The 16,211-nt window shown below is 44.9% G+C and carries 12 protein-coding genes and 1 pseudogene; 9 read left to right on the top strand and 4 right to left on the bottom strand.

Annotation, left to right across the window (positions count from 1 at the left end; genetic code table 11):
- The first annotated feature begins 131 nt into the window (after positions 1 to 131).
- The 5 genes and pseudogenes from kduD (at position 132) to L4B77_RS13125 (ending at position 5,741) form a co-directional block, all read left to right on the top strand.
- On the top strand, positions 132 to 893 hold the full coding sequence (gene kduD, locus L4B77_RS13145) for a 2-dehydro-3-deoxy-D-gluconate 5-dehydrogenase KduD (RefSeq protein WP_429750939.1): 762 nt from the start codon (positions 132 to 134) through the stop codon (positions 891 to 893).
- Positions 894 to 907: 14 nt separating this feature from the next.
- A pseudogene (locus tag L4B77_RS13140) lies at positions 908 to 1,420 on the top strand (YgjV family protein).
- Positions 1,421 to 1,570: 150 nt separating this feature from the next.
- Positions 1,571 to 2,209 (top strand): RpiB/LacA/LacB family sugar-phosphate isomerase, encoded by a 639-nt coding sequence (locus L4B77_RS13135; protein ID WP_429750937.1) that lies wholly within the window; start codon positions 1,571 to 1,573, stop codon positions 2,207 to 2,209.
- A 97-nt stretch (positions 2,210 to 2,306) separates the two neighbouring features.
- Positions 2,307 to 3,731: a glucuronate isomerase gene (gene uxaC, locus L4B77_RS13130; RefSeq protein WP_429750941.1), complete on the top strand. Its 1,425-nt coding sequence runs from the start codon at positions 2,307 to 2,309 to the stop codon at positions 3,729 to 3,731.
- Positions 3,732 to 3,740: 9 nt separating this feature from the next.
- Positions 3,741 to 5,741 (top strand): heparinase II/III domain-containing protein, encoded by a 2,001-nt coding sequence (locus L4B77_RS13125; RefSeq protein WP_429750935.1) that lies wholly within the window; start codon positions 3,741 to 3,743, stop codon positions 5,739 to 5,741.
- Positions 5,742 to 5,955: 214 nt separating this feature from the next.
- Here the strand turns inward: L4B77_RS13125 and L4B77_RS13120 are convergent, their stop codons facing one another.
- Together L4B77_RS13120 and L4B77_RS13115 are read right to left on the bottom strand one after the other, a co-directional pair.
- On the bottom strand, positions 5,956 to 6,534 hold the full coding sequence (locus L4B77_RS13120) for a hypothetical protein (RefSeq protein ID WP_372041070.1): 579 nt from the start codon (positions 6,532 to 6,534) through the stop codon (positions 5,956 to 5,958).
- A gap of 215 nt (positions 6,535 to 6,749) precedes the next feature.
- Positions 6,750 to 8,348, bottom strand: coding sequence for an isocitrate lyase (locus L4B77_RS13115; RefSeq protein ID WP_261840653.1), 1,599 nt, complete (start codon positions 8,346 to 8,348; stop codon positions 6,750 to 6,752).
- A gap of 128 nt (positions 8,349 to 8,476) precedes the next feature.
- On the opposite strand from L4B77_RS13115, the gene L4B77_RS13110 reads away from it, so the two are divergent.
- The 3 genes from L4B77_RS13110 (at position 8,477) to L4B77_RS13100 (ending at position 12,753) form a co-directional block, all read left to right on the top strand.
- Positions 8,477 to 9,430, top strand: a complete 954-nt coding sequence (locus tag L4B77_RS13110) for a LysR family transcriptional regulator (protein WP_429750932.1) — start codon at positions 8,477 to 8,479, stop codon at positions 9,428 to 9,430.
- 136 nt (positions 9,431 to 9,566) lie between these two features.
- A complete protein-coding gene (locus L4B77_RS13105; RefSeq protein ID WP_429750930.1) occupies positions 9,567 to 11,747 on the top strand; it encodes a malate synthase G in 2,181 nt (726 codons plus the stop codon).
- Between the two features lie 433 nt (positions 11,748 to 12,180).
- A complete protein-coding gene (locus L4B77_RS13100; RefSeq protein ID WP_429750928.1) occupies positions 12,181 to 12,753 on the top strand; it encodes an aldolase/citrate lyase/malate synthase family protein in 573 nt (190 codons plus the stop codon).
- Between the two features lie 182 nt (positions 12,754 to 12,935).
- Here L4B77_RS13100 and L4B77_RS13095 read toward each other — a convergent pair whose 3' ends face one another.
- Entirely contained in the window at positions 12,936 to 13,862 is a 927-nt protein-coding gene (locus L4B77_RS13095; RefSeq protein ID WP_429750926.1) for a M14 family metallopeptidase, read from the bottom strand.
- Between the two features lie 167 nt (positions 13,863 to 14,029).
- Between L4B77_RS13095 and L4B77_RS13090 the strand changes: the two genes are divergently transcribed.
- Positions 14,030 to 14,935 (top strand): DUF808 domain-containing protein, encoded by a 906-nt coding sequence (locus L4B77_RS13090; RefSeq protein ID WP_429750924.1) that lies wholly within the window; start codon positions 14,030 to 14,032, stop codon positions 14,933 to 14,935.
- Positions 14,936 to 15,072: 137 nt separating this feature from the next.
- Here the strand turns inward: L4B77_RS13090 and pyrC are convergent, their stop codons facing one another.
- The gene (pyrC, locus tag L4B77_RS13085; RefSeq protein WP_429750922.1) at positions 15,073 to 16,101 is read right to left on the bottom strand and encodes a dihydroorotase; all 1,029 of its coding nucleotides are present in this window, start codon (positions 16,099 to 16,101) and stop codon (positions 15,073 to 15,075) included.
- Between the last annotated feature and the right edge of the window lie 110 nt (positions 16,102 to 16,211).

Here is a 16,211-nt window from a genome sequence, read left to right as displayed (position 1 = left end):
ATTTATGATTGTTTTTGAAATGTCGTTTCAAAAATAATTGTCAGAAAGGTATTTATGTTTTATTGTATGACTAAATTAAGTGGCAGGATTAATTGAAGCGCCGCAAACGGAACATAATTGAGGAAGTAAGCATGATATTAGGGTCATTCAATTTAGAAGGAAAAGTCGCGATAGTGACGGGTTGCGATACAGGCCTTGGTCAAGGTATGGCAATCGGACTGGCTGAGGCGGGTTGTAAAGTGGTTGGCGTTAATTATGTTGAACCAACAGAGACGATTGAAAAAATGAATGCGGCAGGTCATACGTTTTTAGACGTACGTGCCAACCTTCTTAACCAAGAAGATATTCCTGGAATAATCGACAAAACGCTTACTGAATTTGGTCGTATTGATGTGCTTGTAAACAATGCCGGTATTATTCGCAGAGAGGACGCGATTGAGTTTTCTGAGCAGAACTGGGATGACGTAATGAACATCAACACCAAAACAGTTTTCTTTATGTCTCAATCGGTTGCTAAGCAGTTTAAGGCGCAAGGCACCGGCGGTAAGATCATTAATATCGCATCAATGCTCTCTTTCCAAGGCGGTATTCGTGTACCTTCTTATACCGCATCTAAGAGTGCGGTAATGGGTATCACTCGTGCAATGGCGAACGAGTGGGCAAGCGACAATATTAATGTCAACGCGATTGCACCTGGCTACATGGCAACCAACAATACTCAAGCACTACGTGAAGACGCAGAGCGCAACCAAGCGATTCTTGAGCGTATCCCTGCTGATCGCTGGGGTACACCGAAAGATGTTGCTGGCCCATGTGTATTTTTAGCGTCACCAGCATCAGACTATATTAATGGTTATACCATTGCCGTCGATGGTGGTTGGTTAGCTCGCTAACTGAGTATTATAAGATGGTTAGTGATTTTTTTGCGCAGGCAGTCGGGCTATTCAGTTTTTTTCTGGGGTTATCGACCTTTTACCAGAAAGATGACAAAAAGCTCAAAGTGGTGATGTTGCTGTTGAACATTAACCATCTTATTCATTTTTTATTATTGGGTTCCATTACATCGGCAATCGGTGCATTGATATCTGCGCTCAGAACTTGCACATCAATGTATACAAAATCGTTGTGGGCGGCCGGGTTATTTGTGGTTCTGGCTATCAGCGGCGGCATAAGCTTTGCGCAGCATTGGTATTAGTTTCTACCTTTGGCCGGATCGATTATTGGAACGTACTCAATATTTAGACTGAGCGGTATCGCGCTGAGAGTCGGCTTTTTATTAGGGGCTTTCTGTTGGCTTATCAACAACCTAATTATTGGTTCAATTGGCGGAACACTGATGGAAATATCAGTGATAGGGATGAATCTAAGAACCATTTTCCGCTTATACAAAGATGACGCTAAGTGCAAAGTTACGACGTAAGAATAGAAAAGACATGTTTGCCAAAAGCCAGCGTGTTAATGGATAACTTTACGCCGATGCGTAAAGCCTTTGTTTAAACACTGAATTTTAATATTGATAGTTTCAGACTCAATTTTTTTAAATTTGCAGCAACGCTGCGGGAGAACGTATATGAAAATCGCACTAATGATGGAAAACAGCCAAGCGGGCAAAAATGCAATGGTATCTGCAGAGCTTGAGTCAGTTGCGGGTGGTCTTGGCCATGATGTTTTCAACCTAGGCATGACCGATGAAAACGATCATCACTTAACTTACATCCACCTAGGTATCATGGCGAGCATCCTGATTAACTCTAAAGCGGTGGATTTCGTTGTAACGGGATGTGGAACTGGTCAAGGTGCGTTGATGTCACTGAACTTACACCCAGGTGTGGTTTGTGGGTACTGTTTAGAGCCGTCTGATGCATTCTTGTTTAACCAAATCAACAACGGCAATGCTATCTCGCTTGCTTTCGCGAAAGGTTTTGGTTGGGCTGGTGAGCTAAACGTGCGTTACATCTTTGAAAAAGCGTTCACAGGTGAGCGTGGTCAAGGTTACCCATTAGAGCGAGCTGAGCCACAGCAACGCAATGCAGCACTGCTTAATGACGTAAAAGCAGCAGTAGTGAAAGATAACTTTATTGATTCACTGCGCGCTATTGATCAAGAACTTGTGAAAACAGCGGTCGGCAGCCCTCGCTTCCAACAATGTTTCTTTGACAACTGTCAAAACCAAGACATTGCAGATTACGTTCGTTCAATTTTGGGCTAACACTAGCGTTTGGTTTGATAAAGCCAGCCTAATTAGGCTGGCTTTTTTATTCAATTTTTCCTAACGGTTATCAACCCACGTTTATATAAGACTTTGAATTATGGCGTATATACATACAGATTTTCTATTGCAAGGAGACACTGCCAAGCGTTTATATCACGAGTATGCGGCAGAACTTCCTATTATTGACTATCACAATCACCTTGATGCCAAAGAGATCTATGACAATCGCCAATACGCTAATATTGCGCAAGCTTGGTTGAGTTGCGATCACTACTTGTGGCGTGCATTGCGCAGTAATGGCGTTGATGAACATTATATTACGGGTGATGCGAGTGACTATCAAAAGTTCCAAAAGTGGTGTGAAACCATGCCGTATCTTATTGGTAATCCGTTGTACCACTGGTGTCATTTGGAGCTGAAAAAATACTTCGATCTTGATCTATTACTCAATTCAGAAAATTGTGAGGTAATTTGGCAACACTGTAATCAAAAGCTTAACCAAGCATCTCACCGGTTCCAAGCTCTGCTTAAAGAGAGTCGAGTTGATACGTTATGCACGACCGATGATCCGCTGAGTGATTTGATGTATCACGATAAGCTTCATCGTTCAGAATTTTCAGTAACGGTTTTGCCTACATTCCGAGCAGATAGTCTAATTGAAATTGAGAATCAAAGCGGCTTTCAAAAGATGCTCAATGCATTGGCAGCCATTACGGGCATTAATGTGGTCGACTTTACCAGCTATGCTCAAGCGATCACTTCTCGGGTGGATTATTTTGCGCAGCACAACTGTCGATTATCTGACTTAGGGTTAAAAGTGGTGGATTTTGCACACTATCATCCTGAGGTGCTTGATCAAGTCATAGCGAAGATCAAACGTAGTCACCCTCTGAATAGTAACGAAATTGCACAGTTTAAAACGGCGGTTTTTGAAGTGCTTGGTAAGGCATACCACAAGCATGGGTGGTCGATGCAAATTCATATTGGTGTGTTGACCAACGTGAATAAGCGCCGGTTGGATGCGTTGGGTGGCGGGACGGGCTTTAGTGTTATCAGTGATAACCCCATTGCGGAAAATTTAGGAAAATTACTGAGCTTGTTAGATCAAGAACGCCAATTACCGCAAACCATTGTATACAGCCTAAACCCGAAAGATAGCCCAGTTCTCGGGTCTATTATCGGGGCTTTCCAAGACAGTGATGCACAGCCAGGTAAAGTGCAACTTGGCTCCGCTTGGTGGTTTAATGACCATAAAGCGGGCATGGAAAAACAGCTTCAAGACCTCGCTAATTTAGGCGCTTTGGGGCGCTTTATTGGAATGTTGACTGACTCGCGCAGTGTGCTGTCACTCTCTCGCCATGATTACTTTCGTCGCATTCTATGTAACTTACTTGGCCAGTGGGTTGATGAGGGACTGATCCCCAATGACGAGTCTTTGCTTAAGCAGAGTGTCGAGAACATCTGTTATCAAAACGCCAAACAATACTTCAATTTTCATCCATCTAAAGATTTAATATAGGTATCCATTATGTTGCAGTTTACCTCTCAAGAAATGGCGGTCATTCGTAAAAATACTAGCCAAGATATCATCGAACAGATCATCCAAGATAATCAAGTTGTGCTTAACTCTGATACGTTGGTGCCGCCAGATGCTCGTGCTACTTGGAACCTGTACTACTTTTGTCCTACACACGGAGTACGTTTAAGCTGGGATAGAAATCGGCCTACAGAACATGTGTGTCCTGTGGATGGCGAGGTACTCACTGGAGAACCTTATGATGGGGCATGGTGGCGCTGGCTTAATGGGCTGAATTCGAAAGCGTGTAATGACTTAGGCTTGCTTTGGCAGGTGACTCAAGATAAGCAATATGTAAACAAAGTTCGAGAGATCTTATTGGGTTATGCAGAGTATTACCCAACTTACCAAGAGCACGGTGGCATTCCATACAACGGTCCAGGTAAAGCGAACGCCCAAACGCTTTGTGAAGCGAATTGCAATCTTGATTTTGCTCGAGGTTATGATTTCGTTAAAGATCAACTGAATGCTGAAGATCAAATGTTTATTGAACAGCGTTTGTTGCGCGAAGGGGCTGAGTTCTTGATGCAGCATCGAGCGGATCAGCTTCATAATCATGAAATGAAAATCTCAGCAACCATTGGTGTGATTGGTTTGATTCTCGATGACCAAAAATTTATCGATTTTTCAGTGAATACCCCTTATGGCTTGAAATATCAGCTAGAGCATGGTGTGAAAGGTGAGGGGTTGTGGTTTGAAGGTTCAATCCACTATCACTATTACGCGTTACAAGCGCTGCTGAATTTTGAAAAATTGGCATGTAAGACGGAGTATTCACTGCAAGCGGTACCAAACTTTCATACCATGTTGGCATTCCCGCTCAAGCTACTCATCAATACGGGGGATTTTCCTCGCTTAAACGATTGTATTGCGGGTCAAGAGAAGCTCACTCATAGTCACTTATTCGAATTTGGCTACCGAGAGTTTAAAGATCCTTTATTTGCATCAGCGTTGCAAAACATTTATCAAAGTAAACCTCGTAATAATATTGACGCGCTGTTGTACGGTGTGAATGAATTACCAGTGGTTGAGCCACTTAAATGCCAGCCTATTCATGCTGAGCAATCGGGTATCACCATTATGCATAATGAAGAGTATGACAATATGCTATTGGTGAAACACTCTCCTTATGGTGGTGAGCATGATCATTATGACCGATTGGGCATTATCATTACGCGTAATGGCAAAGAGATTCTCCCTGACCTTGGAACGACAGGTTATGGAGCAGAACTGCATTATGGGTATTATAAAAATACCGTCACGCACAACACCTTGGCCGTTAATCAGAAGAATCAACCGCCGGCAAACCCGACAGTGAACCAGTTTTTAGAAGATCAAAAGTACACGTGGTTAGACACGCAAGCCGATTGGTGCGGTGAGTTACCGACAGTTGACAGCCATACTATTGTTCAATGGGATTTAGACTCTTACAAAGACGTTGTATTTCGCCGTCAAATTCTATGGTTAGGGGATGCGGCGATTGAATTCAATACCGTGGAAAACCCTCACCGCCAACAACTGGATATGATTTGGCATGTCAGAGGGCAACACCGTTCTTTGGCATCGACCCTAGGCTGTGATAACCCGTTAGATGGACCTTTAGCTAGAATGACGAGTTGCCATGAGGTGACACTTAAAGAGTCCATTGATTTGTGTTACTCGATTGAACAGCAAACGGAGTTTAATCAGCAGGTGATCACGGATTGTTCTGCGTCTCTATTGTTGGGATATGCCCCCGATAATCCTGCAACCAGTGATTTAGCTTATACGATTCTACGTAGTCAAGAGGCGGTTCTTAAAGTGGCGACTTTACATAACCTGACGCAAAGCGACGAGATCAGAATGTCAGATCTTGAGTGGCGCTCAGATGTAATCAATTTTACCTTGCGAAAAGGTGGCGTGGAGCAATCTGTTTCGATAAACCAAGAAACAGGGGTTGTTTTAGGGGTTTAGTCACCAAAAGATTGAGAATGATAAGTCGTAGAATTTAACCAATCTCCTTATGTAAAAAACCTCAAAGACATTTGAGGTTTTTTTGTTCATTATCGATGTCTAGTCAATCCGTTGCCATCGATGATTGAGTTTTAGGCTCCCTAGTGGTGTTGGCGCTTGTTCTTCACTTTCACTTTAATTTTTCTTTGTAAAAAAGATGGACTGATTGAACGTTTTAGTCGGCCAACTCAGCCTCTGCTAACTCTTGAACACAAGCTCGGCTGATGTCTTGATCAATGTAGGCCATACCGAGTTTATTGAGGAACTCCATGCGATCGGCAGTGCGAAGCTCGATGTCAGGGCCTGCAATGTTGTTGGCTTGATAGATGTCAGTAAGGTGAGACATGAATTGCTCACCCACACTCATCATTAATAGGCTCATCGCACCGACGTCCGGTCTTACTTTAGCTCGTTGCTTTTCCGGTAGGTTTACCGCTAAGACGATAGGCTGTTCTTCACCATCGAAGCGAACGCTGCGCTCGCGAACGGTTTGCTGTGCCCAGTAGTACGCCAGCTCTTTACTCTGAGTTAAGAAGACGGGTTCAACCGATTCGGTATAGTGGTTGCCGATGGTCGCCATGGTTTTTGAGGCGGCTTCGTTGAGCGCTTTGTCTCCTGAGCGTTTTAGCCCCTGATCTTTAATTGAAGCGAGCAAGGCGGAAGATGTGCCGTGATACCAAGTATCACCTATCGCGAAGCCGTTTTCTGATAACAGTATTTTTGCATCTTGTAGGTGTGTCGGTATCGAAGTCATAGGCACTCTCAATCAATAGGAATTTAAACAAACGTAAGTGTGATTAGCTTAAACAGAAGTCGTTCGGTTAACTGTGGTGTGGAACGCAAATCTGAGGCTTTGAGATAAAGCTGGCAGTCTTAGCTTTATCTCAAAGCCTTCCCCCGGATCTTACCTAAGTAAGAGAGAAGGGCGGGGGAGGCTTTAGCGTTAGCGATTAATCAAAGTGTTCGCGATTAATCAAATTGGTTCGATGTATTCGCTTCACCTGCCGCTTTTAGTGCGTTTTCACCCGCAAAGTACTCTTTGTGGTCATCACCCATGTCTGAACCAGACATGTTTTGGTGTTTAACACATGCGATGCCCTGGCGGATTTCTTTACGTTGAACATTCGCAACGTAACCCAACATGCCTTGGTCACCGAAGTACTCTTTCGCAAGGTTGTCAGTAGACAGCGCGGCTGTGTGGTACGTAGGCAGAGTAATCAAGTGGTGGAAAATGCCCGCTTCACGAGATGCATCGGCTTGGAAGGTGCGGATTTTGTCGTCAGCACGTTTAGACAGTTCAGACTCGTCGTATTCCGCGCTCATTAGGTTAGCGCGGTCGTATGCAGAAACATCTTCACCAGCTTCAACCATCGCATCGTATGCTTGTTGACGGAAATTTAGCGTCCAGTTGAATGATGGAGAGTTGTTGTACACCAATTTCGCATTAGGGTGTACTTCGCGAACGCCATCCATCATCTCTTTGATTTGACCGATGTGTGGTTTCTCAGTCTCAATCCAAAGTAGATCAGCACCGGCGTTGATGGCTTCGATACAGTCAAATACACAACGGTCTTCTCCCGTACCTTGGCGGAATTGGTATAAGCCTGAAGGTAGACGCTTAGGTCGAACCAGCTTGCCGTCACGATTGAAGCAAACATCGCCTTCAGCCATATCAGCCACATCGATCTCTTCAACATCTAGGTACGAGTTGTAGATGTCACCTTGGTCGCCCGGCTCTTTCACTACTGCGATTTCTTTTGTTAGACCCGCACCTTGTGAATCGGTACGCGCAACAATGATGCCGTTGTCGATGCCCAGTTCAAGGAATGCGTAACGAAGCGCACGAAGTTTCGCGTGGAAGTCAGCGTGTGGCACCGTTACTTTGCCGTCTTGGTGGCCACATTGTTTCTCATCGGCTACTTGGTTTTCGATTTGCAGACAACAAGCACCCGCTTCAATCATCTGCTTAGCCATTAGATAAGTCGCTTCTGCGTTACCAAAACCTGCATCGATGTCAGCGATAATAGGCACTACGTGTGTTACGTGGTTGTCTATTTTGTCTTGGATGCGGTCTTGTAGATTGACATCGCCTGCTTCACGAGCGGCATCCAGTTCACGGAATAAGCCTCCTAATTCACGAGCATCGGCTTGGCGCAAGAAGGTGTATAGCTCTTCTACGAGAGCTGCAACTGAGGTTTTCTCATGCATTGATTGGTCTGGGAGTGGGCCGAACTCTGAACGAAGTGCTGCAACCATCCAACCAGAAAGGTATAGGTAGCGGCGATCTGTTTTGCCATCAAAGTGCTTCTTGATAGAAATCAACTTTTGTTGACCGATAAAACCGTGCCAACAACCCAGAGACTGAGTGTATTGAGAGCTGTCTTTATCGTAAGCCTCCATATCCGCACGCATGATATTTGCCGTGTATTGCGCGATATCCAGACCGGTTTTGAATTTGTTTTGAGCTCGCATGCGAGCTGCAGATTCAGCATTGATTGCATCCCATGGAGCACCTGCAGCGCTTTTAGCAACTTCTATCATTTCGATATCTTGTGTAATTTGCGACATAACTATTCCTTAGTTTCACGTGGGTATGGTTGCCAACTTGGCTTGGATTAAACTTTGCTATGGACAAATAATAACCATGTATGTGATAATTTTGTTAATTTATAGTTATTATATTCGGTATTTTTTTTATGAATATTGCTCGTATAGACTTTAATTTACTTGTGTATTTAGACATCTTGCTACGTGAAAGAAACGTAACACGCGCCGCAAATCAGTTGGGTATTACTCAGCCAGCTATGAGCAATGGTCTACGCCGATTACGTGATCTGTTTGAAGACCCGCTATTAGTGAGAACCAGTGAAGGGATGGTACCGACCGAACGCGCACACAAGTTGCAGCCACTGGTTCGAAACATCTTGGCGAATGTAGAAAAGACGTTGCAACCGACAACGGAATTTAACGCAGAAGACAGCGAACGTGTGTTCCGTATTATGGCAAGCGATTATGCAGAGTCGACCCTCATTCAGCCATTGCTTAAAAAGTTGAGTGAGATTGCCCCCAAAATACGGTTGGATATCATGACGCCAAGTGACGTGAGCTATCAGGATGTGGAACAAGGAACGGTGGATATTATAATCAACCGATTTGACGATATTCCTCAGTCTTTTCATCAGATGAGCCTTTGGCACGACGGGTTTTCTTGTTTATTTAGCTGTGACAACCCGATAGCCGATAACTTCGATATTTTATCGTATCTAAAGGCGCAACATATTTGGGTAAGTAAGACGGGTATGGGAACGGGAGTGGGAATAAACCCAAGCGAAGCACAAAAGCTCGGGTGGATTGATGAAGCATTAATGCGTATCGGTAAAACACGTAACATTACGGTGTTTACTCGACACTACCTGTCGGCCATTCTCTTTGCACAGCAAAAAAATCTGATCCTGACTATTCCGACTAAAGCGGCGCAACTGCAGCGCAACAACCCCAATTTGTTGATAAAACCCGCACCATTTGCGATTGAGCCTTTTGAGGTGAAAATGGCGTGGAGTCCATTGTTACAAACCAATCCCGACCACCAGTGGATGCGTCGTTTGATTAAAAGTGTCGCCAATGAAATCGAAAGTGGTGTCACGGGATAACATCGTTTTTATGGTATTTCTTTTGTGAATAACCAATATAAACAACATAAATTAGATAAATTTTCGTCATTTAAGTAGGTTTAAATGAGTGAAGTAAATTTATTGAGTTGTCATCCGTTAGTTTGAGAGGGATTTTATGGGCAGTCGTATTCAACAGGGAAGCTTGAACATTGATAGCACCCTCTACCAATTAATTAATGAGCAGGTGATTCCTGGAACAGGCATTGTCGCTGAAGACTTTTGGCAGTCATTTGCCACCATCCTTAAAGATTTGGCGCCAAAAAATCGCGCTTTGCTTATCAAGCGTCACGATCTTCAACATCAAATTGACGTTTGGCACCAAGAGCGTGTAGGACAAACGTTGGATGCGGCAGAGTACAAACAGTTCTTACAGCAGATCGGTTATTTGGTTCCTGAAGGCGATGACTTTCAAGTCACGACAGCGAGTGTAGAACCTGAGATCGCAACACAAGCCGGGCCACAGCTTGTGGTGCCAATCATGAACGCACGTTTTGCACTTAACGCAGCCAATGCGCGTTGGGGCAGCCTCTATGATGCGCTCTACGGAACGGACGTGATCAGTGAAAGTGACGGCGCGGAAAAGGGCGGAAGTTTTAATCCAGTGCGCGGCGCCAAGGTCGTGGCTTATGCTCGTGAGTTCCTTGATGATGCCGCGCCATTAAACGGTGTCTCCCATAAAGACGTCACCCAATACAGCATCAGTAATGTAAGCATCGGCAATAAGCTGACAGCGACCCTCAATAATGGTGAAGAAGTCACTCTCATTGATAGCGACCAGTTTATTGGCTATCAAGGTGACGCCAGTTCACCTTCGTGCATTCTTCTTAAGCACAATAATTTGCACATCGAAATTCAAATTGACCCGAGCGCACCGATTGGTAGCGTTGATGTGGCGGGTATTAAAGATGTATTAGTCGAAGCGGCACTCACGACCATTATGGATTGCGAAGACTCGGTTGCTGCAGTTGATGGTGAAGATAAAGCACTGGCTTACCGTAACTGGTTAGGCTTGATGAAAGGTGATCTGCAAGAATCACTAGAGAAAAACGGCAAAACCATTGTTCGTAACCTTAACCCAGATCGCCATTACACCAGCGTGACGGGGGGTGAGATTTCACTGAAAGGGCGCAGTATGTTGTTTATCCGTAATGTCGGCCACTTGATGACTAACCCTGCCATTATTGATGCCGAAGGCAATGAAGTGCCTGAAGGCATTATGGATGGCATGATCACTTCGCTCATCGCCATCCATGATTTGAAAGGCAACAGCGCGTACCAAAACTCAACCGCGAATAGCATCAACATCGTAAAACCTAAGATGCATGGCCCTGAAGAAGTCGCGTTTACTAATGAATTGTTTGGTCGCATTGAGGATGCACTAGGTTTAGAACGCTTCACCATTAAAGTCGGTATTATGGACGAAGAGCGTCGTACTTCGGTTAACCTTAAAGAATGTATTCGTGCCGCTAAAGATCGTGTTGTGTTTATCAATACTGGTTTCTTAGACCGTACCGGTGATGAGATTCACACCAGCATGGAAGCGGGTCCGTTTGCCCCTAAAACACAGCTGAAAACCATGACTTGGATTGGCGCATACGAAGATCAAAACGTTGATCTTGGCTTAGCTTGTGGCCTGCAAGGTAAAGCCCAGATTGGTAAAGGTATGTGGCCAGAACCAGACAACATGGCGAAGATGATGGACGCGAAAATCGGACATCCACAAGCGGGTGCTAATACTGCTTGGGTTCCATCGCCAACCGCCGCGACTTTGCACGCGCTGCACTATCACAAGGTAAGTGTACCAAGCCGTCAGAAAGAGCTTCGTGAGCGAGTGAGAGCCAATGTCGATGATATTCTCACTATCCCGCTACTGGGCAATCAAAAGCTGACAGCGCAAGAGATTCAAAATGAATTAGACAATAACACCCAAGGTATTTTGGGGTATGTAGTGCGTTGGATTGACCAAGGGGTAGGGTGCTCGAAGGTGCCAGATATTAACGATGTCGGTTTGATGGAAGACCGCGCGACGCTGCGTATTTCAAGCCAACATATTGCTAACTGGTTACGTCACGGCATTTGCGAGGAAGCTCAGGTAATGAAAACCATGAAGCGCATGGCCGCAGTGGTGGATGAGCAAAATGCGGGTGACCCGAACTATCGCAACATGGCGCCTGACTTTGAAAACAGCATTGCATTTTCAGCAGCGTGTCAGTTGGTGTTCGAAGGCTGTGCACAGCCTAGCGGTTACACCGAACCAGTGCTGCATGCCATGAGATTGAAGTTAAAAGCGCTTTAATGAAAACAACGTCATCACGCAGTAAAACAGAACAATCAATCGGATGAGTAGCGAATAAGAAAATAACAAAAAAGAAAGTCCCTTTAAACCGAGCCAAGGTGCCGCGCTTAATTGTTTATAGCGCGGCTTTTTTTTGCTTTTTCAGGGGAGAATAGGGGAAACCCAATGATGATCAAAACAGTGGTACTTTATTGATGCCTGCTTTCATCTCATCCGTTTCCCATTTGCTGCTGACGTCATTTGGTATTCACAGGGGCGGGGTTTTAAAAAGCAATTTAGTAAAATTTACAGTGTGAAGTTTTTGTTGTGAAATTATTTAAAAAATAAAGGTAGTATGAAATACATAGAGACCACACGGTACTAAACCATTTTGAAAAGGGTCAATCGGGATGTTTGGCCTACATGACATTCAAAGCCTTAAGAGGGAAAGACGATGAATATGCTGACACTAGACAAAACAGAACTTCACAGAAACCATTCAACATTTATTGCTGAAGCTGTCTTTGCCGTTGAAATGGTGAAAGCAGACAAGCAACTCGAAAAACAGAAAATGGCGAAACAGTTGCTTGATACCCTATTTCCTTTAGAAGCGGGTTCACACGAAGACGCGGTGAGCTATGAGATTGATTATCGACACGTTCAGGTTTACTTCAAAAACGGTGAGCATACAGGTCTGAAACGCGCTAAGCACTTTGTGGCTTACACAGGGGATAAGGCAAAACCTTCGGCCATTCTTTTCCGTGATGAGAGTGGTACACACGTTGAAGTGACAATTGGTGCTCGTAAAGGAACAGGCCATCTGGAGTTGGTTGACATTCAAGATATCCAACTAGAGACATGCACCACCTTTGGCCAAACTGAGGTCAGCCGCTCTTCGGGTATCCGTCATTGGGTCAGCTTAGTGAAAGGTGATGAAAGCGGTCGACCGAATGCATCGAGTGAAGACAAAGAGTTCACGGCAAAGAATGGTGAAGACTACAACCTAGGTTTTTGTTTCGCAATTTAAAACAGTGTCACTGCCATGAGCCACCTTGCCCCGGATCTCTCTTTTAACTTTGATAACCTTGCCCCGCTCGATAGCGGGGCTTTTTTATTAGAGCTATCAATAAATATTACGGGCATTACAGTGATGTGGCTCTATCTTAGCACTTAGCACTTAGCACTTAGCACTTAGCACTTAGCATTCGCTTATGCGCTTAACTCGCGTTGAATAACATAGTCTAAAGCACCGACTACCGCAGCGACTTGAGCGTCATTACACTCTTCGTCTGTTACCTTGTCGCTGTCCGGGTAAACCTCAGTGGTTGTACCGTACTTACAATCAGTCACACCGCCACATAAGCCAAGCTTCTTCATTGGGTAGTTAATCACACCATGTTGGGTAACTTCAGAACCAATGATCTTGCCGTCTTCATCTGCTGGCGCAATGTGAGTTACCTTTTGTACTGCAGCAATCACTGCCGCTTGGAAGTCAGGTTGTGGATTTTCAGTATCGCCCACCGTGTAGAAACCGTCTGGGATCATCCCTTCAATGTACTCAATACCATCACGCGCCGCGAGTGCTGGTCGGAATTCTGTTTCATCAGAGTCTGTCGTCTCATGCAGGTCAACGTGAACCAAAACTTCTGGTAAAGAAGCGACTAAAGCTCTTAAGTTGGCTGACTCTTCTGCTGGCGTATCGTCGTAGAAAGAGCGGTTTGGATCGACAGCATTTGGGTTCCAACGGTTGATCACTTCGTAACCCCAAGGGCTTACACAAGGTGCAACAACAATGTTGAAGTGTGCTGAGTATTGTTCCGCTTGAGTTGCGGCGAACTTGATTGCGCCATGCACACCACTGGTTTCGTAACCGTGAACACCACCTGTGATGAGAATCGTCGGTTTTGATGCGTCCCAGTTTTTACTTTTGATTGCAAAAAGCGGGAATCGAGCTTCATCGTAGCTCAGTGCACCGTATTGCTCTATGTCAAAACGGTCTGCCAATGCTTGGATTTTGGGCACGACTTCTTTTTGATATTCACGCTTAACGGCTCTTTGAGCGAGCCATGCTTGACGCTCCGCTTGTTGCCACTTTTGCCCGGGCTTACCAATTGGGTAGGTGGATTCACTTTTCATCTATACTTGTTCTTTTTTGTTCGTGAAAGATTAAGACAGAGTAGTCTTGTCTAACTGAGACAGCAATAGAAAATACAATTGGCAACTTTATTCCTCACAAAATCATAACTTTTCTGTGTTAATTGATGGTGTTACATTTTGTTTAATCCTTTAAAAGAGACAAGAAGATGGCTGGAGCAAGTTTATTAACACTGCTGGACGACATTACAACCGTATTGGATGATGTCGCACTGATGTCCAAAGTGGCGGCGAAAAAAACCGCAGGTGTATTGGGTGATGATTTAGCACTTAATGCTCAACAAGTGTCAGGGGTTTCTGCTGAACGTGAAATCCCAGTGGTATGGGCGGTCGCAAAAGGCTCATTTAAAAACAAGCTAATTCTAGTCCCCGCAGCATTATTGATCAGTGCTTTTATTCCTTGGCTGATCATGCCGCTCCTTCTGCTTGGTGGCCTGTTTCTTTGTTTTGAAGGGGCGGAGAAAATTTTAGAGAAGCTCTCTCCTCATGCTCATCAGCATGACGATAAGGAAAAGGATTCGAGCACTGGTGAATCCATCGAGGAATATGAAAAGAGAAAGGTTGCAGGCGCGATTCGCACCGATTTCATCTTATCTGCGGAAATCATTGTGATTGCATTGGGTACTGTAGCGGGCGCAAGCATCATGAATCAAATTATTGTCGTCAGCTTAATTGCGGTTGTGATGACGATGGGGGTATATGGCTTGGTAGCAGGAATCGTTAAGCTAGACGATTTAGGTTTTTACCTTGAACGTACGTCTAACGGTGAAGGGCTAAAGGCCAAGCTGGGTGGCGCGTTAGTCGCATTTACCCCAAAGTTAATGAAGATGCTTACTGTGGTTGGTACCGCTGCGATGTTCTTGGTTGGTGGTGGGATTGTGGTGCACAATGTTCCTGCGATTCATCACTTAATTGAGCCTATTCTTATGGATTTTGGTGGGCATACGATTGTGACCGCAGTGATTCCAACGCTATTGAACGCTGTGATTGGTGTTTTCGCTGGATTGATGGTTGTAGCGGTTTGGACTGCGATTGAAAAAATTCGCGGTAAGTGATCGTTAATTATTGACCTTAATAAAACCACCGCTCTACGCAACGAAAAAAGGGGGCACCATAATTAGTATGGGGCCCCTTTTAATTCAATAGACTGGACTTAGATAGCGGTCTACGCTCTTACTCTACAATCCAAGCATTATTTTACAGACCAAGCCATCGTCTCGCCGCCACGGATTGGCACAACGATGTCTGAACCGAAAGGCATGGTTTCAGCAACGTCCCACTCTTCTTTAACCAGAGTGATGGTGTCTGTGTTGCGTGGAATACCGTAGAAGTCAGGACCATTATGGCTCGCAAACGCTTCTAGGTTCTCAATCTTACCTTCTAAGTCGAACACTTCTGCGTACAGTTCAACGGCAGCGTGCGCTGTGTAAGAACCTGCACAACCACAGGCTGACTCTTTTGCGCCTTTTGCGTGTGGTGCTGAGTCTGTACCCAAGAAGAACTTCTTGCTGCCGCTGGTTGCAGCTTCGATAAGCGCTAATTGGTGAGTGTTACGCTTCAGGATAGGAAGGCAGTAGAAGTGTGGTTTAATCCCGCCAACCAACATGTGGTTACGGTTGTAAAGCAGGTGGTGAGCGGTAATGGTTGCCGCGACGTTGTCGTTCGCGTTCTTAACAAAGCTTGCTGCATCTGCGGTTGTGATGTGCTCTAGAACAATCTTCAGGTTAGGGAAGTCGTTCACAATCGGGGCCAGCACTGTGTCTAGGAACTGCTTTTCACGGTCAAAAATATCAATATCGTGAGTGGTTACTTCACCGTGTACAAGTAACAACATACCCACTTCTTGCATGGCTTCTAGTACGTGGTAAATTTTTTGCGCTGATGTTACGCCTGAATCAGAGTTTGTCGTTGCACCTGCTGGGTACAGTTTTGCTGCAACAACAGCGCCAGACTCTTTCGCTTTGCGAATTTCATCAGGTGTTGTGTTGTCTGTCAGGTAAAGTGCCATCAGAGGTTGGAATTGCTCGCTTGGCTGCTCTGCCATAATGCGTTCACGGTAAGCAAGAGCCATTTCGGTATCGGTTACCGGTGGGATGGTGTTTGGCATGATTAACGCTCGACCATTGTAGCGGCTGATATCGCGCACTGTATCTTTTAATACTTCGCCATCGCGTAGATGAACGTGCCAGTCGTCAGGACGAGTAATCGTAAGTTGTGTCATTGAAGGCTCCCACCATTTGAAGTGTTATGTAGTTGGAGCCTAAACTCGGCGAAATCTGTGAAAGCAATCGCTTACGTTTAGGCGACAGGATGATAGTGGAAAAGCACTTT

It is taken from the genome of Vibrio minamisatsumaniensis, assembly GCF_050337445.1.
Classification (GTDB): domain Bacteria; phylum Pseudomonadota; class Gammaproteobacteria; order Enterobacterales; family Vibrionaceae; genus Vibrio; species Vibrio artabrorum.
The sequence above is the reverse complement of the archived record's forward strand: the minus strand, read 5'-3'. Positions and strand labels throughout refer to the sequence as shown.